At 56.8% G+C, this 22,436-nt stretch carries 22 protein-coding genes and 1 tRNA gene; 13 read left to right on the top strand and 10 right to left on the bottom strand.

Translation table 11 applies throughout. From position 1 onward, the window contains the following. Positions 1–6: 6 nt before the first annotated feature. From JMN37_RS09515 to der, 5 genes are all read left to right on the top strand, one after another. On the top strand, positions 7–825 hold the full coding sequence (locus JMN37_RS09515) for a segregation and condensation protein A (RefSeq protein WP_070362501.1): 819 nt from the start codon (positions 7–9) through the stop codon (positions 823–825). Between the two features lie 17 nt (positions 826–842). Then, positions 843–1,397 (top strand): SMC-Scp complex subunit ScpB, encoded by a 555-nt coding sequence (gene scpB, locus JMN37_RS09510; RefSeq protein ID WP_070362500.1) that lies wholly within the window; start codon positions 843–845, stop codon positions 1,395–1,397. A 62-nt stretch (positions 1,398–1,459) separates the two neighbouring features. Continuing rightward, positions 1,460–2,386 carry a pseudouridine synthase gene (locus JMN37_RS09505; protein WP_070362499.1) on the top strand — a complete coding sequence of 309 codons (927 nt, stop codon included), beginning with the start codon at positions 1,460–1,462 and terminating at the stop codon, positions 2,384–2,386. 12 nt (positions 2,387–2,398) lie between these two features. After that, entirely contained in the window at positions 2,399–3,091 is a 693-nt protein-coding gene (gene cmk / locus JMN37_RS09500) for a (d)CMP kinase (RefSeq protein WP_070363526.1), read from the top strand. After that, complete coding sequence (gene der / locus JMN37_RS09495; RefSeq protein ID WP_070362498.1) at positions 3,088–4,581, top strand: ribosome biogenesis GTPase Der; 1,494 nt, start codon at positions 3,088–3,090, stop codon at positions 4,579–4,581. Before cmk ends, der begins: the two co-directional genes overlap by 4 nt. Positions 4,582–4,583: 2 nt before the next feature. Here der and JMN37_RS09490 read toward each other — a convergent pair whose 3' ends face one another. Then, positions 4,584–5,357 (bottom strand): class I SAM-dependent methyltransferase, encoded by a 774-nt coding sequence (locus tag JMN37_RS09490; RefSeq protein WP_070362497.1) that lies wholly within the window; start codon positions 5,355–5,357, stop codon positions 4,584–4,586. A 44-nt stretch (positions 5,358–5,401) separates the two neighbouring features. Between JMN37_RS09490 and JMN37_RS09485 the strand changes: the two genes are divergently transcribed. From JMN37_RS09485 to JMN37_RS09475, 3 genes are read left to right on the top strand one after another with little or no spacing between them, the layout of a single operon-like run. Then, complete coding sequence (locus JMN37_RS09485; protein WP_252931945.1) at positions 5,402–6,400, top strand: CE1 family esterase; 999 nt, start codon at positions 5,402–5,404, stop codon at positions 6,398–6,400. After that, positions 6,397–7,344 carry a diacylglycerol/lipid kinase family protein gene (locus tag JMN37_RS09480; RefSeq protein ID WP_084028581.1) on the top strand — a complete coding sequence of 316 codons (948 nt, stop codon included), beginning with the start codon at positions 6,397–6,399 and terminating at the stop codon, positions 7,342–7,344. The genes JMN37_RS09485 and JMN37_RS09480 overlap by 4 nt, the downstream gene beginning before the upstream one ends. A 41-nt stretch (positions 7,345–7,385) precedes the next feature. Continuing rightward, a complete protein-coding gene (locus JMN37_RS09475) occupies positions 7,386–7,922 on the top strand; it encodes a gamma carbonic anhydrase family protein (RefSeq protein ID WP_070362496.1) in 537 nt (178 codons plus the stop codon). A gap of 69 nt (positions 7,923–7,991) precedes the next feature. Here the strand turns inward: JMN37_RS09475 and JMN37_RS09470 are convergent. From JMN37_RS09470 to JMN37_RS09460, 3 genes are all read right to left on the bottom strand, one after another. Further along, positions 7,992–8,065 (bottom strand) — tRNA-Pro (locus JMN37_RS09470). A 74-nt stretch (positions 8,066–8,139) separates the two neighbouring features. After that, positions 8,140–8,505 (bottom strand): YchJ family protein, encoded by a 366-nt coding sequence (locus tag JMN37_RS09465; protein ID WP_070477164.1) that lies wholly within the window; start codon positions 8,503–8,505, stop codon positions 8,140–8,142. A 1-nt stretch (position 8,506) separates the two neighbouring features. Next, the gene (locus tag JMN37_RS09460) at positions 8,507–9,679 is read right to left on the bottom strand and encodes a bifunctional alpha/beta hydrolase/OsmC family protein (RefSeq protein WP_070362494.1); all 1,173 of its coding nucleotides are present in this window, start codon (positions 9,677–9,679) and stop codon (positions 8,507–8,509) included. A 158-nt stretch (positions 9,680–9,837) separates the two neighbouring features. Between JMN37_RS09460 and secA2 the strand changes: the two genes are divergently transcribed. The 5 genes from secA2 to JMN37_RS09435 all read left to right on the top strand — a co-directional run bounded on the left by secA2 (position 9,838) and on the right by JMN37_RS09435 (position 14,748). After that, positions 9,838–12,129, top strand: a complete 2,292-nt coding sequence (gene secA2 / locus JMN37_RS09455) for an accessory Sec system translocase SecA2 (protein WP_252931943.1) — start codon at positions 9,838–9,840, stop codon at positions 12,127–12,129. A 117-nt stretch (positions 12,130–12,246) separates the two neighbouring features. Next, positions 12,247–12,678, top strand: coding sequence for an oxoglutarate dehydrogenase inhibitor Odhl (gene odhI / locus JMN37_RS09450; RefSeq protein WP_252931941.1), 432 nt, complete (start codon positions 12,247–12,249; stop codon positions 12,676–12,678). A 49-nt stretch (positions 12,679–12,727) separates the two neighbouring features. Next, positions 12,728–13,471 carry a transcriptional regulator FtsR gene (gene ftsR / locus JMN37_RS09445; protein ID WP_370296056.1) on the top strand — a complete coding sequence of 248 codons (744 nt, stop codon included), beginning with the start codon at positions 12,728–12,730 and terminating at the stop codon, positions 13,469–13,471. Then, positions 13,446–14,048: a bifunctional nuclease domain-containing protein gene (locus JMN37_RS09440; RefSeq protein WP_252931939.1), complete on the top strand. Its 603-nt coding sequence runs from the start codon at positions 13,446–13,448 to the stop codon at positions 14,046–14,048. The genes ftsR and JMN37_RS09440 overlap by 26 nt, the downstream gene beginning before the upstream one ends. 124 nt (positions 14,049–14,172) lie before the next feature. Then, a complete protein-coding gene (locus JMN37_RS09435) occupies positions 14,173–14,748 on the top strand; it encodes a MerR family transcriptional regulator (protein ID WP_070362489.1) in 576 nt (191 codons plus the stop codon). A gap of 84 nt (positions 14,749–14,832) precedes the next feature. Here the strand turns inward: JMN37_RS09435 and JMN37_RS09430 are convergent, their stop codons facing one another. Genes JMN37_RS09430 through gnd form a run of 6 tightly spaced genes read right to left on the bottom strand, consistent with a single transcriptional unit; the run spans position 14,833 to position 22,424 of the window. Then, positions 14,833–16,224, bottom strand: a complete 1,392-nt coding sequence (locus JMN37_RS09430; protein ID WP_071572638.1) for a hypothetical protein — start codon at positions 16,222–16,224, stop codon at positions 14,833–14,835. 51 nt (positions 16,225–16,275) lie between these two features. Then, positions 16,276–17,142: a 3-methyladenine DNA glycosylase gene (locus JMN37_RS09425; protein ID WP_071572637.1), complete on the bottom strand. Its 867-nt coding sequence runs from the start codon at positions 17,140–17,142 to the stop codon at positions 16,276–16,278. After that, the gene (locus JMN37_RS09420) at positions 17,139–18,191 is read right to left on the bottom strand and encodes a hemolysin family protein (RefSeq protein ID WP_071572636.1); all 1,053 of its coding nucleotides are present in this window, start codon (positions 18,189–18,191) and stop codon (positions 17,139–17,141) included. Before JMN37_RS09420 ends, JMN37_RS09425 begins: the two co-directional genes overlap by 4 nt. After that, entirely contained in the window at positions 18,188–19,582 is a 1,395-nt protein-coding gene (locus tag JMN37_RS09415; protein ID WP_071572635.1) for a hemolysin family protein, read from the bottom strand. The genes JMN37_RS09420 and JMN37_RS09415 overlap by 4 nt, the downstream gene beginning before the upstream one ends. Positions 19,583–19,585: 3 nt before the next feature. Next, positions 19,586–20,893 (bottom strand): DEAD/DEAH box helicase, encoded by a 1,308-nt coding sequence (locus JMN37_RS09410; RefSeq protein WP_070477214.1) that lies wholly within the window; start codon positions 20,891–20,893, stop codon positions 19,586–19,588. A 46-nt stretch (positions 20,894–20,939) separates the two neighbouring features. After that, entirely contained in the window at positions 20,940–22,424 is a 1,485-nt protein-coding gene (gnd, locus tag JMN37_RS09405) for an NADP-dependent phosphogluconate dehydrogenase (RefSeq protein WP_071572634.1), read from the bottom strand. Between the last annotated feature and the right edge of the window lie 12 nt (positions 22,425–22,436).

Here is a 22,436-nt window from a genome sequence, read left to right as displayed (position 1 = left end):
TGCACCGTGTCTGAGGACGCCACCGAGGGAGTCCAGCCCGAGATCACCGGTTTTACGTTGGCCCTCCAGAACTTTGAGGGGCCGTTTGATCTGCTCCTGCACCTCATCCACTCCAAGAAGCTGGACGTGACCGAAGTTGCACTAGCTGAGGTGACCGACGAGTTTATTGCATACACGCGTGCGCTGGGTGCAGCAGCGCAACTTGACGAAGTCACTGAATTTCTTCTTGTGGCTTCCACACTGCTGGATTTGAAGACTGCGCGGTTACTTCCGCGCGACGGAGACACAGAGATTGAAGATCTTGAGCTCCTGGAGGCTCGGGACCTGCTCTTTGCGCGTCTCCTCCAGTACCGTGCGTATCAGCAGGTCGCTGACGAGTTCGTGGCCTGGCAACGCAACGCGAAGCGGAGATACCCGCGTGCGGTCTCAATCGAAGACCGATTTGCTGCGTTGCTTCCACCTGTGCAGCTGGGGCACACGCTTGATTCCTTTGCGGAGTTGGCCGCTGCTGTGTTTCGGCCCCGCCCACCGGAGGAAGTGCGGACGGACCACTTGCACGCGGTCAGCGTTTCGGTGCCCGAGCAGGCCGGGAAGCTACTGAGCGCGCTGCATCTCCTTGGTGCGGAGCAGTGGGTCGCATTTGAGGTGCTCACGAAGGACTGTAGTTCCTCCATGGAACTCGTGGGGCGCTTCTTGGCGTTGTTGGAGTTGTACAAGGCTCGCGCGGTGGAGACCGAGCAGCCAGAAGCCCTCGGTAGCCTGGAGGTTTCCTGGACAGGAATCAACGTTGATCCTGCTGTGGTTGCGTCAAGCAACTGGGAATAGCGATAGAATGCCAGACCATGAATGCTCCCCAAATGGTTTCGCAGCTTCGCGCACGTATCGAATCGATTTTGCTGGTCGCGGACAATCCAGTCACGGTAGATGCATTAGCGTCGGCACTGGGGGCGGAGCTGGGAGACGTCGAGAAGCAGCTCGAGGACTGGTCCGAGGAATGCGAACTGCGCGGCAGCGGGATCGACGTTCGGCGGACAGCTGAGGGGTGGCGACTGTACACGCGACCAGAATACGCAGACGCCGTGGAGGCATTTCTGCTTGATGGTGCACAGACGAAGCTGAGCCGCGCGGCAATGGAGACACTTGCGGTGGTTGCATATCGCCAGCCGGTGACACGCACGCAGGTTTCCGGAGTACGCGGCGTCAACGTTGATGGTGTGATGAAAACGCTGACGCTGCGAGGGCTCATTGCCGAGGTTGATCCAGACGAGTCGACCGGCGCGCACCGCTACGTCACTACCGAGCTCTTTCTTGAGTTGCTGGGCATAGATTCACTTGAGCGACTGCCGAACCTGGCGCCATTGTTGCCTGAGATCGACGATATCGAGGAAGCATGGTAAAGGCTGCTACACTTGCGGTCGTTCGAAGAACTGTATAACTCGCAAAGAGAAAAGGACTCAAGATGAATCCTCCCGCTCGCCGAGATGGCATACCGGAACAAGGAAAGAACGAGCCGTTCTATCCTTCGTATGCGAAACCGGCACGTAAACAACATGTCAAGCGTGACAAGCGCGCCAAGGCTGCCAATGAGGCTCCGAACCCACTCGATGACAACTGGTGGGACGACGAAGAAACAAAGCAGCGCAAGAAGAACACCGACGGGATCCGTCTGCAAAAAGTGCTCGCACAAGCAGGCGTCGCGTCGCGACGGCACTCTGAGATTATGATTGATCAGGGGCGCGTTGAGGTCAACGGGAAGATCGTTACCGTCCAGGGCACCCGTGTGAATCCGAACGTCGACGTGATTCGAGTTGACGGTGCACGCATCAATGTAAATGAGGACTTGGAGTATTTCGCGTTTAATAAGCCGCGCGGAGTACACACAACCATGCAAGATGAGCATGATCGCGCCTCTGTTGGTGACTTCGTTGCTGAGAGAGTCGCTGCAGGTCAGCGTCTGTTCCATGTCGGGCGTCTCGACGCCGACACTGAAGGGCTCTTGCTGCTTACCAACGACGGCGAGCTTGCAAACCGCCTCATGCACCCGCGCTACGAAGTTCGAAAAACGTACTTGGCCACGGTACTCGGCGAGTTTAAATCCGCTGATGCTAAGCAGTTGCGCGACGGTATTGAGCTCGATGATGGTGTGGCGAAGGCAGACTATGTGCAGATCGTCGATGTGCACAATGGCCAGTCGATTGTTCGCGTCGAACTACACGAAGGCCGCAAGCACATTGTCCGTCGGATGCTGAAAGCAGCTGGTTACCCGGTACAGCGTCTGGTGCGAACGAAAGTGCACACGGTGCAGCTCGGCGATATGAAGCCAGGATCGATGCGCGCACTCAACTCATCCGAGTTGGCATCACTGTTCAAGGCGGTGGGGATGTAAATGGAGGAAACGATGTTGAGTAACCAGCCAGATAATGGTCTGCTGCTCGCAGTGGATGGGCCGTCGGGTACTGGCAAGTCGACAATGTGCCGAGCGTTAGCCAAGAAGCTTGACGCAAAGTACATCGACACGGGCGCGATGTATCGAGTTGCGACGTTGGCGGTGTTGGACGCCGGCGTGGATCCGGAAGACACTAGTGCAGTCATCGCTGCTACTGCTGATCTGCCGATGGAGGTTTCCGACGACCCCGATGACAAGGCTGTTATTTTGGGCGGCCGGGACGTCTCCAACGTGATCCGAGGAGCGGAAGTAACCAGTGCAGTTTCTGCTGTTGCCGCGATCCCAGAGGTCCGTGAAAATTTGGTGGCCCTGCAGCGTCGCCTCGCCTCTGAGGCGCATCGCGCCATCGTTGAGGGCAGGGACATTGGCACCGTAGTTTTGCCAGATGCACCGGCCAAGGTGTACATGACGGCGTCAGCCCAGGTGCGTGCACAGCGCCGGTTCGACCAGGACACAGCAGCAGGCCGCAAAGTAGAGTTTGAGAAGGTATTAGCAGACGTGGAACGTCGTGATGCCCTTGACTCCTCCCGTGAGACCAGCCCACTGAAGCCGGCTGATGACGCATTGATCGTAGACACCTCTGAGATGGCTCCTGAACAGGTGCTGGCGGCCCTCGTCGACGTGATTGAAAGGAGCAGCAAATGACCACAGGAGATTCCTTTCCACAGGATTTCAATGAAGCTGACTTCAACGATGCGGATTTCGGTGAGGCGGACTTCGGAGATCTCAACTCCGCTGAGGAGTACACCGAGGAAGAGTGGGCAGCCGTTGAGGAAGCGTTCGGCATCTTCAATCCTGACTACATCGAAGAGGCCCTACCGACGGTGGCCATCGTTGGACGCCCAAACGTGGGCAAGTCCACACTGGTAAATCGATTTATTGGGCGTCGTGAAGCCGTGGTCGAAGACCACCCTGGTGTGACTCGCGACCGGATCAGTTACATTACTGACTGGGGAGGGCGACGTTTCTGGGTGCAAGACACTGGTGGCTGGGACCCGGACGCGAAAGGCATCAACGCGGCTATCGCGCACCAGTCGGAAGCTGCTATGGAAACTGCAGACGTCATCGTTTTTGTGGTCGATTCCCACACCGGCATCACGATGTCAGATGAGGCGATGGCTCGCAATCTGCAGCGTTCCGAAGTTCCAGTCATTTTGGTCGCGAACAAGTTTGAGTCCGAGTCGCAATGGGGCGACGTTGCTGAGCTGTACGCGCTCGGCCTCGGGGACCCGTGGCCAGTCTCAGCATTGCACGGTCGCGGCGGCGCGGATGTACTCGACGAGATTCTGCGACTGTTTCCGGATGAGCCGCGCGCGAAGGACTCCATCACAGATGGCCCACGCGCAGTTGCGCTGGTTGGACGCCCAAATGTGGGCAAGTCGAGTTTGCTGAACAAGCTTTCCAAATCGAAGCGCGCCGTAGTCGACAACGTTGCAGGTACCACTGTTGACCCTGTTGATGAACTGATCCAGCTCGACGGCAAACTGTGGAAGTTCATCGATACTGCCGGGCTGCGGAAGAAAGTCAAGAATGCGCAGGGGCACGAGTACTACGCCAGCCTTCGTACCCGAGGCACCATCGAGGCAGCGGAGGTGTGCGTCGTGCTTATCGACGCCTCCCAGGAGATTTCTGAGCAGGACCAGCGAGTGATCTCCATGGTGCTTGAAGCAGGCAAGGCGATGGTCATTTGCTTCAACAAGTGGGACTTGATGGACGAGGACCGTCGTTACTACTTCGACCGCGAGTTTGATGAGATGGTCGGGCACCTCCCGTGGGTGACGAAACTCAATATCTCGGCAGACACTGGGCGCGGGCTGCACCGCCTTGAGCCGGCGATGGAGGAAGCACTTGAGAACTGGGATCGTCGAATCACCACGGGACAGCTGAACAACTGGCTGCGCGATGCGATTGCCGCAAACCCACCGCCGATGAAGAACAACCGGTTGCCGAAGGTCTTGTTTGCCACCATGGTTGGCACGCGCCCACCGACAATCGTCCTGTTTACCACGGGGTTCTTAGACGGCAGCTACCGCCGCTACTTGGAGCGAAAGTTCCGTGAGCAGTTCGGCTACCACGGCACGCCGATTCGGATCGCAGTTCGTGTGCGTGAACGTAACCCGCGGCGTCGCAAGTAGCATTATCTACGGCCGTACAGGAACGCGTCGGTCCTGTACGGCAGTGGTATAAGTTGGCCAGGATCGAATCCGAGGCGCTCATGCAGGTACCAGGTGAGGTTGTTCGTCATTTTGTCCCGAGTGCGCTGGTTTGCGCGAAGCCAATAGGAACGGGTCGCCATGAGCGTGAATAGCTGATCCGTCCGGATCGGTTGAATCCACGTTGTTCGTAGTTCCCGCTTGAGGTGCCAAGGCTCGAAGACAGTGGGGTAGAAGCCTTTGGTAAGCACATCGCCAGAGTGCATAATCTTTGCCAGACGTAGTACCCACGGATGCTCCACCTCGAGGGTGTTCCAGCATAAGAGAAGTTCGCCGTCATCTTTGCTGATTCGGGCAGCTTCTGCGCTAGCGAGGTGTGGGTCGACCCAGTGCCACGCTTGGGCGAAGGTGATGGCGTCGAAAAGCTTGGGTGCTGATGCGGTGCACTCGGCGGTTGCGCGCCATACTGGAAGCTCTGGGTGTCGGGCGCGCAGTGTATTCGCCATGTCTGGTGAAGGTTCACAGCAAGCAACTCGGTGCCCGGCGGCGTGCAGTTGTGCAGCAAAAATTCCGGTACCGGAACCAACATCTAAGACAGTGCGGACGACTCCGCGACCGGCAAGTAGCTCAACTACTGAGTCCGGATATGACGGTCTGACCGCATCATAAGTGTCTGCGCCGACTGTGAACGCGCGTGACGAATTCAGCCGGTGCTCACTGCTGTGAAACAGTGGTTGGTGCTTTCCGCTTGGCTTCATAATCAACTAACCTAACAACCTGTGACTGTCAGGAGAATCCGCGAGTGAACATTTCCAACACGATGAACCGGCGCTGGTCGGTGCGTACGGTGCTGCTCGCTGTGCTGCTTGGCTGCGCAGTCATGGCTGGCTGTAGTGGAGACAACGAGGAGCCGGAGGCAGCCGATGCGCTGCCGAATCCCCTGCGTACAGTGGAAAACGGTAGTCGGCCTGACACGGTTGCGGAAGTCGAACCGTGGAGCTCTGCATCAGTCGAGTCACGGACGATCCCGGCTGGGGGACTGCAGCGCGAGTACATACTCTCGCTACCAAAGGGTGCACAGCAGCGAGAAGGTTTGCCACTCATACTCGTATTCCACGGTTACACGAGCACAGCTGCGTCGATGCAGCGCACGACGGGCTTTAACAACGCGGACGCGGTTGTGGCGTACTTGCAAGGTGTGAACAAGGCGTGGGCGCCGGCACCGTATGCAAATACGAATGCACGTCAGGACCTGGCATTCGCTGACGCCGTGCGGGCGCAGCTACAACAAGAGTTTCACACCCAACCTGCTCGTACATTCGCCGCAGGCTTTTCAAATGGAGGAGGGTTCGCGGAGTTCCTGAGCTGCCAGCGACCACAGGATTACACCGCAGTGGCGACTGTGTCAGCCGCCGTCTATGACGCGGTGCTTGAGGGGTGCTCGGCGATCCCCGTCAAACGCATCGACATTCACGGGACCGCTGACAGCGTCATTGACTACAGCGGAGGAACCCGGCACAAGACGCACTACGCTGGTGCGTATCAAGACGTTGAGCGAGAAGCCCGACGCAACCACTGCAAAGCCACTGGCGAGGAGGCGCCGAAACCAGAGTGGTCAGAAGCACTGCCCGGTGTAGCAAAAGCTGAATGGGTCGGCTGTGATGCGGGGCTTGTGCATTACAAAGTGGATGGCGGCAAGCACGAATGGCTTGGGCCTGGTACTTCGCCGGCATCGAATTTGCCGATCGGTTTTGCCAGTGAAGCAGTACTGGAATTCTTCGGAATAGGGATGCAAAAGTGACTTCGGAAAAGTTGTTTCATCGCACCGCTGTGGTGGTGTATAACCCGACGAAGATTCGCGCTGCGGTTTTGGAGCGCTTTGTCGAACTCTACGCTGACCCTCGCCGCGAAATTTGCTGGGTACCCACGACAAAAGAGGACACGGCACTTGCTGGCTTCGCGACTGCACTCACCGAGGACGTGGACGTGGTACTCGTCGCGGGAGGTGACGGTACTGTCCGCCGCATCGCTCACGTCCTAGCAGACACCGGCATCAAGATGGGGATTATCCCAGTTGGTACCGGTAATCTACTTGCGCGAAACCTTGGCTTGCCATTGGATCCTGAGAGCGCGATACGCCGTGCGTTTACTGGAGAAGAGCACGCTGTGGACCTTTGCGAAGCCACAGTCACTCGGCGCGACGGCTCGCAGGAGACTTATGGGTTCACAGTCATGGCTGGAGTGGGCCTTGATGCGCAGATGGTTGAACGTACCAGGGAGGAATTAAAGCGACGCATAGGTCCGCTGGCATACATCGGCGGGATCGCACGATCGCTGGGCGGTGGTAACAGTGTGGAGGCTACCGTAACCGTCGACGACCATCCCTCGAACAGGCATCGCTTGCACACCATGATTTTCGGCAACTGCGGTGACTTGGTGAATAAAATCCCGCTGTTCCCCGATGCGCTCCCCGACGATGGCGAAATTGATGTCGTGGCGATGTCTCCGCGTGGACTTATCGGATGGTTGCTGATTGGCCTACGCATCGTGTTTAACACTCTGCGTGCACTCCTCGGTGGCGGGTGGCAGGGTATCCCAGCTCCGCAGATGGACTATTTCAAAGGACACACGATAAGCGTTTCTTTCGCTGCCCCCGAAGTATTCGAAGTTGATGGCGACACTATCGGATCGATCGAAGCAGCCACTATCCGGGTGATCCCACAAGCGTTGGTGCTGATGCGATAGATTCCGCTGCAGGGCCAATAGGGTTTCGGCATAATGGCGACATGATCTACTCATTTGAAGGTAAAACCCCGAAGATTCATCCGTCCGCATTCGTGTCCGATGAAGCCACGATTATCGGTGATGTCGAAATTGCCGAGGATGCCAATATTTGGCCCGGAGTGGTGATTCGTGGTGATGTTGGCGCGATTCGAATCGGTGAAAGGGTCAACGTGCAAGATGGATCAGTGCTGCACGTTGATGAGAACGGGAAGACCATTCTCGAAGCCGACGTGACCATTGGCCACCTTGCTATGGTGCACGGGTGCCATATTGAATCTGGGTGCCTAATCGGCATGAACGCGACCGTGCTGTCCGGGGCTCGCATTGGCAAGGGGAGCATCATCGCCGGTGGCGCAGTGGTGCTCGAAGGCCAACTGATACCTGAATTCTCACTCGCTGCAGGCGTACCGGCGCAGGTCAAGCGTGAGCTTGAGGAGTCAACCTACTCGGCACGTGAACGCCACGCAGCGTTTTATGTTGAGCTGGGGAAGCGCGCGGCGAGTGGGTTGGTACCGGTAGAACGTGCTGCAACTGAGTAGCTTACGAAAACTAAAACCCCGCTCAATCAGGAGTTTCGCCTGGTCAAGCGGGGTTTTTGTTGATAGTTGTCGGACTGACAGGATTTGAACCTGCGACCCCCACACCCCCAGTGTGGTGCGCTACCAAACTGCGCCACAGCCCGTTGCCTTCATCCGGCGAATACCGGAACAGCTCCGATAGTTTAGCGCACAGTTACTACAACTATGAAACCAGCTGTTAGAAGGCAGTGCCGTTGAGGTACACCCATGCGCCGCCCTCGCGAATGAAACGGGAATGTTCTCGCTGGGTGCCACTCGGGTGAAGAGCCTCGAAGCGGACCTCTCCGTAGGTATCCGTTGGGCCACCTTGTTCGGAGTGGAGAACTCGCAGCGCAATATATGGTTCGCCACCTGGTGGAAGCTCCAACGATGCCGGTCGTGTGCTCGAAGCCCAGGTGCGCAGCAAGTAATCCGCATCGCCGACGACGAACGCACTGTAGCGTGCCCGCATGAGCGATTCTGCTGTGGGAGCAGGTTTGCCTGCGTGCAGGGCGCCGCAGCACAGGGGGTATGGGCGATCGAGGCCACATGGGCAGCGTTTCACGTCAGCGCACCACGTCGATGGTTGTCTGCACCGAGGCGCTGTGAACGTAGCCGTCGACGGTTGAGCGTTTGCCGGCCTCCATGAGCGTCTGGGCCTCGGCGTCGCTGAGGTCGCCGAATAACGTGATGTCACGTGTGAAGTGCCCCTCGCCGAGATGTGTGACCTCCACGCGCACGTCGTTGAGCGCAAGTCCTTTCGCGGCGGAACGAATTGCCTGGGAACAAGATACTGCCAACGCGGACATGTACAAGCCTGTCGACGTCACGCCCTGGCCCTTGCCGCCAGCATTCTTAGCCCGGTCAGTTGCGATCGCACGATTGGAGGTGCGAACTACGTCGCCATACTTCGTCCCGCGGGCGGAGTAGGAGACTGCGTTGGAGTCGCCGGTGGCATCCGGGACAAATTCGGGGGTGATGTATTGCATGACCCACGAGCCGATAATGTCGGCCGCACGCTGTGCGGTGCCTTGGCGCGTCAATAAATGATCGGCCTTGTCCAGCGCCATGAGTGACTTCGGGTAGCGGGTGAGGCTAAAAATTGACTGGGCGTTATCAATGCCTACCGTCACATCGATAGGCGAGTGGACCAGCAATAGTGGCTTGCGCAGTTTCGGCAGGTATTCTTCGGGGTTCGTGTCGGCGAGATCCTCAAGGAAGTCGCGTGAAATGATGAGCTCCCTGCCGCCGAGGATGACGGGGACATAGCCGTCGCGGTCCGCGTCACCAATCTTATCCGCATAGTGCAACACCGAGTGTGCAGGGTCGAACGGCGCACCGACTGTCGCTACGGCTTTGAGCGTCTTTTTGAGATCGGGATGGGTCGCCGCTTTCAGTGCTGCAGCGCCTCCGAGCGAGTGGCCCATGATGAGCTGTGGCGCTTTGAACTCTTTGGCTAACCACTTTGCTGCAGCCACGATATCGTCAACGTTTTGTGAGAACGAAGTATCGGCGAATTCACCCTCAGATTGTCCGAGACCAGGAAAATCAAATCTGAGCGTTGCAATGCCGAACTCTGTTAACCGCTTGGAGATTCGCGAAGCACCAGGAGTATGTCTGGACCCCGCAAAACAGTGTGCGAAAATCGCGTAGGCTTTCGCCGGCCCGTCAGGCCGGTCAATCGTTCCGGCCATCATCTTGCCCGTCGACGACGGCACCTTCACGTTCAGCGATAACATGTGGGCTTTCCTCCTGAGAACGGGGACGCATTCGGTGGTCTTTGCTTGAACAAGGATAGAGTACATTGACGTGAACGAGTGAAAAGCACTTACCATGTAGGCCAGGTAGTGCGAGAGGCAAAAGGCCACTTTTGCCGTGACGAAAGGTCGTATGAGGAATGGCTGCATTTGGCTGGTTTTGGAAAGCAATGGGTGCAACGTCCGAACGCAACAACAAGAAGTCGAAGGGGATCGTGGCGAAAGCTCACGAGCTCATCGGAGAGTTCGAAGCTCTTGACGACGCCGCGCTGAGCGCCGCTGTGCGTGACACCGTGCGTGACGGAGAGGTCGTCGACAAGTCTCGCTTCCTCGCAATTCTGTCGGTTGCCGCCACGCGAACCCTTGGGATGACCCCGTTCGACGTTCAAAACCAGGCGGTTTTGCGCCTACTCGAAGGCGATGTAATTCAGATGGCCACCGGCGAGGGCAAAACGCTCGTTGGGGCTATCGCTGCGACCGGTTTTGCGCTCACTGGTAAGCGGGTGCACCTCATCACCGTGAATAACTATCTCGCTGAGCGCGATGCCACGTGGATGCGGCCGCTTGTCGAGTTCTTTGGGCTCAGCGTTGCCGCTGTAACGGAATCGACGCCACGTGAACAGCGCGTAGAGGCATACCGATGTGACGTCGTCTATGCTCCGGTGACCGAGATCGGCTTTGATCACCTTCGTGATAATCAGATCACGCACCGCTCTCAAACCGTTCAGTTACCAGCCGAGGTTGCTCTTGTCGATGAGGCCGATAGCGTCCTTGTCGACGAAGCCCTCGTCCCGCTCGTCCTGGCTGGTTCTGAAGGTACGCAGCAGCCCACAGGCAAGATCACCGAAGCGGTCTCGCACCTTGACGAGGAGAAGGACTACGAAACTGATGCCGATGGTCGCAATGTCTTCCTTACCGAGGAGGGGGCGAAGAAAGTTGAACGTTTGCTCGGTATCGACTCGCTCTATTCTGATGAGCACATTGGCACCACACTTGTCCGGGTCAACCTTGCGTTACACGCTCGAGCACTGCTGATCCGCGACGTACATTACATCGTCGAGGACGGCAAGGTGGCGCTTGTTGACGCCTCTCGCGGCCGCGTCGCTGAACTGCAGCGTTGGCCTGACGGATTGCAGGCAGCAGTCGAGGCAAAAGAGGGGCTGAAGGTCTCCGAGGGGGGCCGAATTCTCGACTCGATCACGCTGCAAGCACTTATGCGTCGCTATCCGACGGTCTGTGGCATGACTGGAACCGCCGTAGAAGCCACCGATCAACTGCGTTCATTTTACGACCTGCACGTATCTGTTATTGACCGCGCAAATCCGTTGCAGCGATTTGATGAAGCCGACCGGATCTACGCAACGATGGAGGAGAAGAACCAAGCGATCGTCGAAGAGATCGCGCTGCTTCACACGAATGGTCAACCTGTTCTTGTAGGGACTCATGACGTAGCGGAGTCTGAGGCTCTCGCTGAGGCATTGAACGAGCGTGGGATCAGCGTGAACGTGCTCAATGCGAAGAATGACGCTGAGGAAGCACGCATTGTGGCTGAGGCTGGAGATTTAGGGCGGGTGACCGTGTCTACACAAATGGCAGGCCGCGGTACCGATATTCGTCTAGGTGGCGCTGACGAAGGAGATCACGACAAGGTTGCGAAGCTGGGTGGTCTCGCCGTTATCGGTACAGCACGCCATCGCACAGCGCGGCTCGACAATCAATTGCGCGGACGTGCAGGGCGTCAGGGAGACCCTGGCCTGAGCCTGTTCTTTGTTTCCCTGGAAGATGACATTGTTGTTACCGGGGGAGAGGATGAGCGCATCACCGTACATCCCGACGCGTCGGGACGGATCGAATCCTCGCGTGCACAGCAGTTTGTTGACCACTGCCAGCGCGTTACAGAGGGCCAGCTGCTAGAAATTCACTCGCAAACGTGGAAATACAACAAGCTCATCTCGGATCACCGTACAATCCTTGATGAGCGGCGAGCGTCATTGCTCGATACCGACGCGGCGTGGCGTGAGCTTAGCGAACGAGCACCGGAGCGCGCCACCGAACTGGAGGCCATCGATGCCGACAAACTACGGCAGGCAGCTCGGGAGATAATGCTCTACCACCTGGACCATGAGTGGTCTGAGTACCTCGCGCTCATGGACGATGTTCGCGAATCGATCCACCTGCGCGCCATCGCCCGTGAAACGCCAATCGACGAATACCATCGAATCGCCATTCGTGAATTTAAAGAACTAGCGAATCGTGCCGTAGATCAGGCCGTCGATACTTTCAGGAAAGTCGTGATTGATAACGATGGAGCACACCTCGAAGATGCTGGTTGGAAGCGTCCGAGTGCGACGTGGACCTACATGGTGTCGGATAATCCGTTGGCGGGTTCGGGGAACTCGGTGATCTCCGGGATTGGAAATATTTTCCGTTAATCCTCATGTTGAGGTTCAGAGCGTTACACTAGAACCGCAACAGCACGTTGACCCACAATTGGGTAATATTGCGATTTAGAATCTATTGACTTTCAAAAACACCGTCAGGAGTTTGGAATGGCCGAAAACAAAGATGCAGACATCGTCCAGGTCGAAACGACCTCCGTCTTTCGCGCTGACCTTTTGAGGGAGATGGAGAACGGCGCTGCTGCAGCCAACGATAACGTCACCAGCACGGAGAATTTGCCGGATGGTGTTGCGTTGCTCGTGGTGAAGCGCGGACCGAACGCTGGTGCAAGGTTCCTGTTGGACCAGGATGCAACCACCGCAGGTCGCCATCCTGAGGCCGACATTTTCCTTGATGACGTCACGGTGTCCCGCCGTCACGCTGAGTTCCGCCGCGATGGTGACTCTTTCGAAGTCGTTGACGTGGGATCACTGAACGGCACTTATGTGAACCGAGAGCCAAAGGACTCGCAGGTGCTCTCCTCCGGGGATGAGATTCAGATTGGTAAATTCCGCCTGGTCTTTATCGCCGACGAAAAATAGTATTGTCCGTTTGTCTGCCCCTGCCCATTAGAAGAGATTAATCATCACCGTGAGTGCAATACGTCGAGCTGCTACAGAGCAAATGGGAGCCACCGTCGCCCCGTCAGGGACAAAGACCATGTCTATTGGTGTTGTCCTGAAACAGTTGCGGGAAGAGTTCCCTGATGTGACTGTGTCGAAGATTCGCTTTCTTGAGTCCGAAGGCCTGATCACTCCACAACGCACTGCGTCCGGATACCGGCGCTTTACAAGTGATGATGTCGAGCGACTTCGCTACATCTTGGTTACCCAGCGAGACAATTACCTTCCATTAAAGGTGATCCGCGAGCAGCTCGAGGCCATGGATTCCGGTCAGGTCACCGCGATCATGAGCGCGAGCGAAGCTGATCCACTAGTTTCTCCAGATAGCTTCCGCGCACCAACTTCGACGCACTTGAGCGACCGAGACGTTGCCGAGCAGGCTCAAGCAGACCAAGAACTTGTCGATGAGTTCGTGCGTGATGGATTGATCGGTCCTGATGTGGCTGGTCATTTCACCGCCGACGACGTCCGCGTGGTTACTGCAGCCATGGCTCTAGCGGAATTCGGTTTGGATTCTCGCCACCTCAAGACGCTGCGGACTATGGCTCGTCGCCAGGCTGATCTCATCTCTCAAGTAACGGAACCCGTTGCGAAGTCCGGTAAGGAAAATTCAGCACAGCAGGCGGAAGAACTTGGACAGCAGCTTTCTGCCCTGGTCGTATCACTGCATGCTTCGCTGCTCAAGAATGAGCTGCGAAATTCCGGGCGCTGAGATGCGGTCGCTGAATTTGCTCGGGGTCTACCCGGTCGGCCCGGAACACTTTCTGTGCGCGTTGCTGCACACACCAGAGCAGAATCTATTCCTGCCAATTTGGCTTTCGCCATTTTCTGGAGGCAAACTGGCCGCGCTCATTGATGATGTAGGCCCCCTGAACCCGAGTATTTACGAAACGTATTTGGAAACGTTAAAGGATCTCGGCGCTCAAGTGCAGGCCGTGCGCATTGCGAGCTATTACGAAGGCGTGTTTCATGCCGAGGTGTTGCTGAGTACTGACAGCAAAGTAGACACGAGCATGTCCGACGCGCTGCTTTTGGCTTGGACAGGGGATATTGCTCTCGAGGTTGACCCTCAGGTTTTGCGGCAAGCCGGCATACGGATTTCCGCGGCAGATGCGAAAGGTATCTTTGACCTTGATCTTCCCGTTGTCGAAGGGGACGCTGAAGACGGAAGTGTTTCCGCAAGCGGTGACCCAGAAGCAGACCGCGATTTTGAGCAGCTGATGAAGAGCCTTGGCGCGGATGATCTTTTTACTTCCGATGATGAAGATGGAGACGGGGCTGCCAACTAAACCTCCCTCAATGTAAAGTAAAGGTTGAGACTTCGGCGTGTCGGCCCGAGCTGATAGAGTCAAATGCCTAAGCTATCAGTACAAATACTGTTAGCCGAGACAATAGAAAACGGGAGTATGGAAAATGAGCGATCTGCAACAAGAGCTTGAACTTTCCGCAGTGGAAGGGCCTGTTCAGGAAACGCTGTTTGATATCGGGCCTTCTGACGAAGTGGGGTACCGAGTTCCGATTGCATGCCAGGTAGCAGGCATCACGTACCGCCAGCTCGATTACTGGGCGCGCACTGACTTGGTGAAGCCTTCAATCCGTGGCGCAAAGGGCTCCGGCTCCCAGCGCCTCTACTCCTTCAAGGACATTCTGGTTCTGAAAATCGTGAAAGGTCTCTTGGATACCGGGATCTCACTGCAAAACATTCGCCTAGCCGTGGATAAGCTCCGTAACCGGGGTGTGAATGACATCGCCGAGATCACGTTGGTCTCTGATGGCGCAACGGTGTACGAGTGCCGCAGCAACGAGGAGGTCATTGACCTTCTCGGCGGCGGCCAGGGTGTCTTTGGTATCGCGGTCCCGCAGATTATGAAGGATCTGACTGGCACAATTGCTGACTTCCCAGCAGAAACCATCAATCCCGAACTCAATGACCCTCAGCCTGCCGGGTTCGATGAACTCGCAGATCGTCGCCGTCGTAAGTCTTCCTAGAGAGTTCTGAAAGGCTGCAGCCCCGCCGTTTACTCCCCGGCGGGGCTGCAGCCTTTCGTACTGCTGTGGGTCTAGCGCAAGTGGTTAGTCCACAACGGCGGTCAGAGCGGCACTGACCTGCTCAGCGGATGGAGCCTCTTTCACCACGGATGCGACATCTGTCACAGCCGTATCTGCAGGGCTATCGCCTACACGAACGACGTCAAGCTTGATTCGCTCACCGAGCCGGTCCTGCAGTGCTGCTGCCGCCTGTGGTGAACCATCATCATCGGCGGTGCCGGTGGTAATCAACACGATGCGAATATCGCGATCGAGCTCACGCATGGCATCGGCGGCAGCGAAGAGCGCTTCCCGAGTCTGCGGAGCACCGCCGGTGCCAAGCAAGCTGGCGGTGTATGCGACGTCCTCGGCATCACTGGTCATAGCAATGTTGCTGCGCCAACCCTTCGTTACACCAGGGTTCAGTGGGGAAGAGTAGTTCCAAAGCGCTACTTGATGGCCAGATTCGGTGACACGGTATGCAGCATCGCGTATCGCGGTGTCGACTGCTGGCTTGAAAGGCTGCATCGCATCTGACGTATCGTACAGGAATAACGTGTCCAGAGCTTGCTGTTGGTTCTCGGAACCAACTTCTTTCTGTTCCTTTTCTGTTTCATCGACCGGAATTTCTGCCACCTGGGACCAAACCTGATCAGGGACATCAACCACCTGTGATTTGCTATCAGTTTTCAACGTTGACGCCGCGTACTTCATGAGGTCCTGCCCGGCGCGAGACTTATTCTCATCGACGTTATCAGTACTGTTCAGCGGGATACCGACGTAGTTCAAAACTGCATCTAGTGATGTGAAAACCCGGTTACCGGATGCTTGCTCAATAGCTGCTGCGTATAGACTCTGTTCATCTTGTATTGGCTCTATATCTTCCACTGCCTGCTGTTGTAGGACATCTACGGCGCCTGCCTCACCTTTGGCAAGCAATGACGCAACAGCAACAGAGGCATCCGAGCGTTCAGGCAACACAAATCGCACTGACTCCAGCTTAAGTGCCGCTGGATCAGTAGAAGTTTGCCCCTCCACGCCGAGAGGTGCTGCGTAAACAATCTGTGGGTCAGGTACCGCCGCCGAGCGTTTTGCGTTCCTAAGTACGGCGTCTGGGTTCGCGGTTTCCGGAGCGAGAAGGATAGCTGCGTCCTCGACCTTATCGACGAGCTCTGCCTGCACACAGTAGTCCCGCACAACACGGTGCGACTCGTTGTACGCAGCTACGATCGCTTCACCGACCGATCGTTCCGTAGACGCTACTGGCAGTGAGAGTTCTCCAGACACGCACTGTGCTTCAGAAGCATCATCGGACTGTTCTGGCTTCAGCTTCATCATCAAAATGGCACTCAAGATCACAGCGAACGCGACCAGAATGACCAGGATCGCTCCACCGGACAAGCGATAGTTACTCTTGCCATCAGAATGTCGGCCCATGCCAATACCGTCCTTACTTCGTGTACAACCCGTCTAGCGTTGTCACACAGTCTATCGCCCTAGAACTACGTCGAGGAGAGCGACGAGCCGGGAGCGTAATTCTTCTCCACGTGCGCTGAGCGCTCGTTGGCGCTGCACATACATGGCTTTTCCCTCGTTAGTCTCCACAGGAACGATGTCGAAGCCGAGTTCCCGGCAGTCGTACGGGGATGCCTCCATATCGAGGCGACGCGCGTCCTTGGCCAATTCGAAACAGTCAAGGAGAAGCTCGCCAGGGACCAATGGGCCAAGTTTCAAAGCCCACTTAAACAGATCCATGGTGGCGTGCACACAGCCTGGTTGTTCCCTCGATACCTGGTCTTCCCTCCGCAACGCCACAACGTTGAGGGGGCGAGCTGGGGGAGTAAAGAAACGAAACGCGTCGAAGTGGCTGCATCGAAGCTGATGAGATTCAACCACTGAGTTCGTGCCGTCTGCTCCGAGACGAAGCGGAAGATCATGGCGAGGGTGTTCCTCGCGATACAACATTGCCCATTCATGCAAACCGAAGCAGTCAAAGTGCGCCGAACGAGAGGCTGTCGCGCGAAGTAGTTCGTCAATTTCCCGAACGTCTTGTTCACGGTGCGCAAGAAACGACGCGATGTCTGCACACACGTGTCTGCTGTCTACAACTTGGTAGTTGCGCCATGAGGCTTGAGGAAGCGTAGAGGCGTCGAGAAGCACTGTATTTGCGCCAGGATGCCACTTCTTAAGGTGTGTGGGGCGGAAACTGTAGTAGTCGAACAGGAAGTCCCACACCGGGTGCTTCTGTGCGCGACGACGGCGAGCTAGGTGTGGCTCGACGAATCCGGCCGCACGTTCCTCATGCGACGCGATTCGAGCCTCGTATTCGGCTGACTCCAGGAACGTGCGAATCATGAATTCTCGTGGGTCCAGTCTGCGACCGTGCCCACGTACTCCTCAATGACGTCCTCAAGAGCAAGTACGCCAACGAGGCGACCTTGATCGCGGACCTGAGCCATGTGTGCAGAGCGACGGTGCAGCGACGTCAGCGCACTATCCAGCGACTCAGAGCCATCAATCACCATCAATGGGCGGATGCGGCTCACCGGTACCAGTGGATCATCCTCATCGGACTCCATCAGGTCCAAAATGTCCTTCACGTGAATATATCCAACGAGAATGCCGGAAGGCCTAGCAACGGGGAAGCGCGAATATCCGGTTTCACGTACAGCTTGCTCGATTATCGAAAGCGCGACGCCCTCAGGGTAAAAGGGGATGGTTGTCAGACGATCGAGCGGGATCATTACCTCTTTGAGGTTCCTCGACTCAGAGCGCAGCGCCTTTGAAAGGCGAGCTGTTTCCTCAGCGTCAAGAAGACCCTCTTCGCGTGATTCACGAATCATGTTCGCCAGCTGTTTCTGGTCCACAGTGGATGAAAGCTCATCGCGCTGTTCAATACCAAACAGAGCCAGCGTCTTACGCGCTACCCAGTTCAAGAAGCGAATAAACGGCCCCGTGGCCTTCATCCAAAGCGTCATAGCGGGGGTAAGCCAAACAGCAGTTGACTCTGGTCCGGCAATCGCAATGTTCTTCGGCACCATCTCGCCGAACAAAATATGCAAGAAGGAGATGAACGCCAGCGCAATCACGAAGGAAACAGGATGCAGCCACTCACCCGGCAACCCCATCGCGAGAAACGGAACTTCAACATAGTGTGCAACCGCAGGCTCAGCGACCTTACCGAGCACGAGCGACGCGATGGTGATGCCCAGTTGGGCACCTGCGAGGTAAATCGAGAGGTGTTCCGTCGCGTACAGCACGCCAGTAACATTTGTCTTGCCTTGTGCCTGCATTGACTCCAATCGATCGCGCCTGGAGGACACGAGTGCGAACTCGGACGCAACGAAGAACGCGTTGAGCGTCAGCAGGACCAAAATGAGAAGGAATGCTACCCAAATATTCACTGTGCTGACCTCCTCTGAAACTCGATTGCTTCCTCTGGAGAAATCGGATTCAAAATTGCCCTGTCGATCCTGCGATCATCCATTGTGGAAACCCTTGCGAGCCAGTGGCCAGCGCTGCCTGTTTCAAACTGTTCCTGGAAATCAGCTGTACCGGAGGGGAGCACTACTTTGTCGCCAACTGTTGGGATATGTCCAAGTGCTGACATAATCAGTCCTCCAAGAGTTTCGTAAGGCCCCTCGGGTGCAACATAACCGAGCTCCTCCTGCAGTTCATCGAGCCGCACCAAACCAGAAATCTCCCACGACGTTCCGACGTGCAAAAAGTCCCGCTCGGATTCGCGGTCGTCGTACTCGTCGTACACCTCACCGAGGATCTCCTCGACCACGTCCTCAATCGTGACCAGACCTTGCGTTCCGCCGAACTCATCCGCAACCAGCACTACCTGTGAGCCCGCGGAGCGAACCCGGTTGAGCACCGCATCGCCGTCAAGCGTCCCGGGGATAAACGGAACTGGCTTGGCCAGTGTTGACAGCTTGGTGGTTGCACGCTGCTTCTTATCTACAGAAAAGGCGTCTTTGATGTGGACCACGCCTATTGTGTCGTCCAAGTCACCGCGACGGACGGGGAAGCGCGAATGGCCTGTCTCACGGGCAAACGCTATCAAATCCGCTACGGTGTCCTCGGCGTCAAGCGCATTAATGGTTGAACGTGGCGTCATCACGGCTTCGGCGGTGGTCTCTCCGAACTGCAGCGATCTGTCGATCACCGCTGCGGTATCTGCGTCAAGGTCTCCAGACTCCATCGAGTTTCGGACCACCGCACCCAGCTCTTGGCCAGAACGAGCGGAGGCTAGCTCATCTGCTGGCTCAATCCCGAGTTTTCGCACAACCCAGTTCGCCGAAGAATTGAGCCACTTAATAAACCAACCAGCTGCGGTATTAAACGCATTCACAGGAGGTACCACGACCCGCGCAGTCTTCAGCGGATCCGTAATCGCCATGTTCTTTGGAACAAGTTCGCCAAAAACCATCGAGAGCAATGTCGCAATCGCCAATGCAAGGATCAGCGCTACTGTCGTTGAGGCCGCTTCACTCAGACCAACGAGCTCAAGCAGGGGAGTGAAGAACTTGCCCAACACCGGCTCGGCGAGGAAGCCAGCTGCGAGCGTCGTCACGGTAATACCGAGTTGCGCGCCTGACAACACGAACGAAAGGTTCGCGTGGTCTCGAGCGACGGCTTTCGCCGTGCGGTCGCCGACCTCCCGGACGTGCTCATCGATAGTTGAGCGCTCGAGTCCTGTCATTGCAAACTCGATTGCAACGAACAGGCCCGTTGAGGCCGTCAACAAGATGAAGCCCAAAAGAGCAAAGATTGAAATGACTATATCCATCGACTATGACCGAGGCGTCCGACGCCTACCGCTCCTTCCCGTCGACCGTCGTCGTTGAGCATTCGCACTGGGGCGTTTCGAACGCCTGGTTGCGTTGTGGTTCTTTCGCTGATGTGGTGGCTGGCCACCAGGCGGTGGCAGGGGCTTCCCAGACGGCTGCCGAGCTCCGGTGATCTCAACGACCTCAGGTGTGAGCTCCTGCGCCCGGACTTCGGTCGCTCGCACTCCAGCTTTGTTTAGAAGCGAGCGAACCTCCTTACGCTGTTCATCCATGACCAACGTAACAACGTTGCCCTCAGTGCCCGCACGCGCTGTACGCCCCGCGCGGTGCAAGTATGCCTTGTGTTCTGCAGGCGGGTCGATGTGGACAACGAGTGAGACTCCCGAAACGTCGATTCCGCGTGCTGCGATGTCCGTCGCAACTAAGACTGGAGTTGAACCATCAGCGAACCCCTCTAGTGCGCGAGTTCGAGCACCTTGACCTTTGTCACCGTGAATTCCCTGCGCGTGAACTCCGGCGCGACGAAGCTTCTTCACCTGCCTGTCCACACCATGCTTCGTGCGCATAAACATGATCGTCTTGCCTTCGCGTGCGGCGATTTCCAGCACTCGAGCATTGCGCGACTCGCGGCTGCCACACAACAGGACGAAGTGTTTCATGGTCTTTACAGCTGACTTCGCTGGAGCTGTGGAGTGCGTAACCGGATTATGCATGTACCTGTCAACGATTCTCTGTACATCGCCATCGAGCGTTGCAGAAAACAGTAACTTCTGGGAATCCTTTGGCGCTCGGTCGACAAGCTTGATGACCTGAGGCATGAAGCCCATGTCGGCCATCTGGTCGGCTTCATCAAGCGTGACGATCTCCAGAGCCCGAAAATCGAGGACGCCACGCTGCAATAGATCCTCTGCACGGCCCGGTGTCGCCACCAAGAGGTCGACTGGTGCCGCCAAAGCGCGGATCTGCGTATTGATATTGACGCCACCAACTACATCCAGCACGCGAAGGCCTTGTGCGCTCGCGGGGCTGTTCAATCGCTGTTGAATCTGGCTTGCCAATTCACGCGTCGGTGCGAGCACAAGTCCACGGGGCCGTCCAGGCTGACTTGGCGCACCACTCAGACGCGCCAACATCGGCAAACCAAACGTAAAAGTCTTGCCGGAGCCGGTCGGACCACGCCCAAGCACGTCTCTGCCTGCTAGGGCATCAGGAATAGCCGCTTCCTGAATTGGAAACGGCCGAGTAATTCCTTCTGCGTTGAGCGCGCGCACCAGGGGGTGGGGAAGGCCGAGATCGGCAAAACTTTTCATTGCAAACACCCTAGTGCCTTTTTGCGGTCAGGTGCTATCGCCACGCTTAGTAACGAAGCTCCTTGCGGTCGCCAGACCACGCGATATGGAACGTGCCGTCCATATCGACGCGCTTGTAGGTGTGCGCACCGAAGAAATCACGTTGTCCCTGAATCAGCGCCGCAGGCAAGCGGTCTGCACGCAAGGAATCGTAGTAGGAGAGCGAGGACGCGAATACCGGAACCGGAAGCCCGAGCTGCGTAGCCGTTATGACGACGCGACGCCACGCATCAATGACGCCGCCCTCCAGCTCATTGCGGAAGTAAGGGTCGAGCAACAGTGATGGCAGCTCAGGGTTTTTCTCATACGCCTCGGTGATGCGGTCGAGGAACTTCGCGCGGATAATGCAGCCACCACGCCAAATCTTCGCCAGCTCACCAGGCTTCAGACCCCAGTCGTACTCCTCGGAACCCGCAGCAATTTCATCAAAGCCTTGCGCGTACGCAACGAGCTTTGAGGCGTACAGAGCACGCCGGACATCCTCGACGAACTGCGCCTTGTCCAGACCAAGGTCAGCGAACGAAGCTTCTACGCCACTAGGGAGGTTGGCCTCCAAGGCCGCGGTGCGTTGCGCAGTAGAAGAAGAAAGCGCACGAGCAAACACTGCTTCGCCGATGCCAGTGACTGGGACGCCCAAGTCTAGGGCCTCCTTCACAGTCCAGCGACCCGTGCCCTTCTGGCCAGCCGCGTCCACAACGACGTCGACAAACGGTTTGCCTGTTTGCTCATCGACTTGCTTCAGTACCTCAGCGGTGATCTCGATCAGGTAGGAATCCAGGTCACCCTCATTCCACTCGGAGAAGATTTCAGCGATCTCCGCCGGCTCCAACCCAGCTGCGTAGCGAAGCAAATGGTATGCCTCGCCGATGACCTGCATATCGGCGTACTCGATGCCGTTATGCACCATCTTGACGAAGTGTCCGGCACCATTTGGGCCAATGTGGGTCACGCACGGAACGCCATCGACTTTCGCGGCAATATCCTCAAGGAGTGGGCCAAGCGCCTCCCATGACTCGACAGGACCACCAGGCATGATCGAAGGACCAAGCAGTGCACCTTCCTCGCCGCCAGAGATACCTGCGCCGACGAAGTGGCGCCCCTTTTCAGCGACTTCTTTCTCACGGCGGATCGTATCGGTGAACAACGAGTTACCGCCATCGATGATGATATCGCCCTCATCCATCGCTTCGACGAGCTGATTGATCACTGCATCCGTAGCCTTGCCAGCCTGGACCATGATGACAGCACGGCGTGGACGCTCCAGCGAGGCAACAAAGTCCTCAATCGTTTCAGATGGGATAAACGAGTCCTCATCCCCGTGCTCGGCCATTACGGCGCGAGTCTTCTCAGGGGACCGGTTGTAGATAGCAACCGTATGTCCGTTGCGGGCGAAATTACGTGCTAGGTTCGAACCCATCACCGCCATACCGACAACGCCGATCTGGGCGAGATGAGTCTGGGACTGATTCGTATCATGCTCGGTGGTAGTCATGCAGACAATACT

The organism is Corynebacterium lipophilum (assembly GCF_024102595.1).
In the GTDB taxonomy this organism is placed as follows: Bacteria; Actinomycetota; Actinomycetes; order Mycobacteriales; family Mycobacteriaceae; genus Corynebacterium; species Corynebacterium pseudogenitalium.
The sequence above is the reverse complement of the archived record's forward strand: the minus strand, read 5'-3'. Positions and strand labels throughout refer to the sequence as shown.

Excerpts from the sequence above, each read along its gene's own strand:
- odhI (WP_252931941.1), top strand. The coding sequence starts at position 12,247 with ATGGCCGAAAACAAAGATGCAGACATCGTCCAGGTCGAAACGACCTCC.
- JMN37_RS09425 (WP_071572637.1), bottom strand. The coding sequence starts at position 17,142 with ATGATTCGCACGTTCCTGGAGTCAGCCGAATACGAGGCTCGAATCGCG.
- JMN37_RS09430 (WP_071572638.1), bottom strand. The coding sequence starts at position 16,224 with ATGGGCCGACATTCTGATGGCAAGAGTAACTATCGCTTGTCCGGTGGA.
- JMN37_RS09415 (WP_071572635.1), bottom strand. The coding sequence starts at position 19,582 with ATGGATATAGTCATTTCAATCTTTGCTCTTTTGGGCTTCATCTTGTTG.
- der (WP_070362498.1), top strand. The coding sequence starts at position 3,088 with ATGACCACAGGAGATTCCTTTCCACAGGATTTCAATGAAGCTGACTTC.
- JMN37_RS09505 (WP_070362499.1), top strand. The coding sequence starts at position 1,460 with ATGAATCCTCCCGCTCGCCGAGATGGCATACCGGAACAAGGAAAGAAC.
- scpB (WP_070362500.1), top strand. The coding sequence starts at position 843 with ATGAATGCTCCCCAAATGGTTTCGCAGCTTCGCGCACGTATCGAATCG.
- cmk (WP_070363526.1), top strand. The coding sequence starts at position 2,399 with ATGTTGAGTAACCAGCCAGATAATGGTCTGCTGCTCGCAGTGGATGGG.
- JMN37_RS09490 (WP_070362497.1), bottom strand. The coding sequence starts at position 5,357 with ATGAAGCCAAGCGGAAAGCACCAACCACTGTTTCACAGCAGTGAGCAC.
- JMN37_RS09460 (WP_070362494.1), bottom strand. The coding sequence starts at position 9,679 with ATGTTATCGCTGAACGTGAAGGTGCCGTCGTCGACGGGCAAGATGATG.
- JMN37_RS09410 (WP_070477214.1), bottom strand. The coding sequence starts at position 20,893 with ATGAAAAGTTTTGCCGATCTCGGCCTTCCCCACCCCCTGGTGCGCGCG.
- gnd (WP_071572634.1), bottom strand. The coding sequence starts at position 22,424 with ATGACTACCACCGAGCATGATACGAATCAGTCCCAGACTCATCTCGCC.
- secA2 (WP_252931943.1), top strand. The coding sequence starts at position 9,838 with ATGGCTGCATTTGGCTGGTTTTGGAAAGCAATGGGTGCAACGTCCGAA.
- JMN37_RS09435 (WP_070362489.1), top strand. The coding sequence starts at position 14,173 with ATGAGCGATCTGCAACAAGAGCTTGAACTTTCCGCAGTGGAAGGGCCT.
- JMN37_RS09475 (WP_070362496.1), top strand. The coding sequence starts at position 7,386 with ATGATCTACTCATTTGAAGGTAAAACCCCGAAGATTCATCCGTCCGCA.
- JMN37_RS09440 (WP_252931939.1), top strand. The coding sequence starts at position 13,446 with ATGAGCTGCGAAATTCCGGGCGCTGAGATGCGGTCGCTGAATTTGCTC.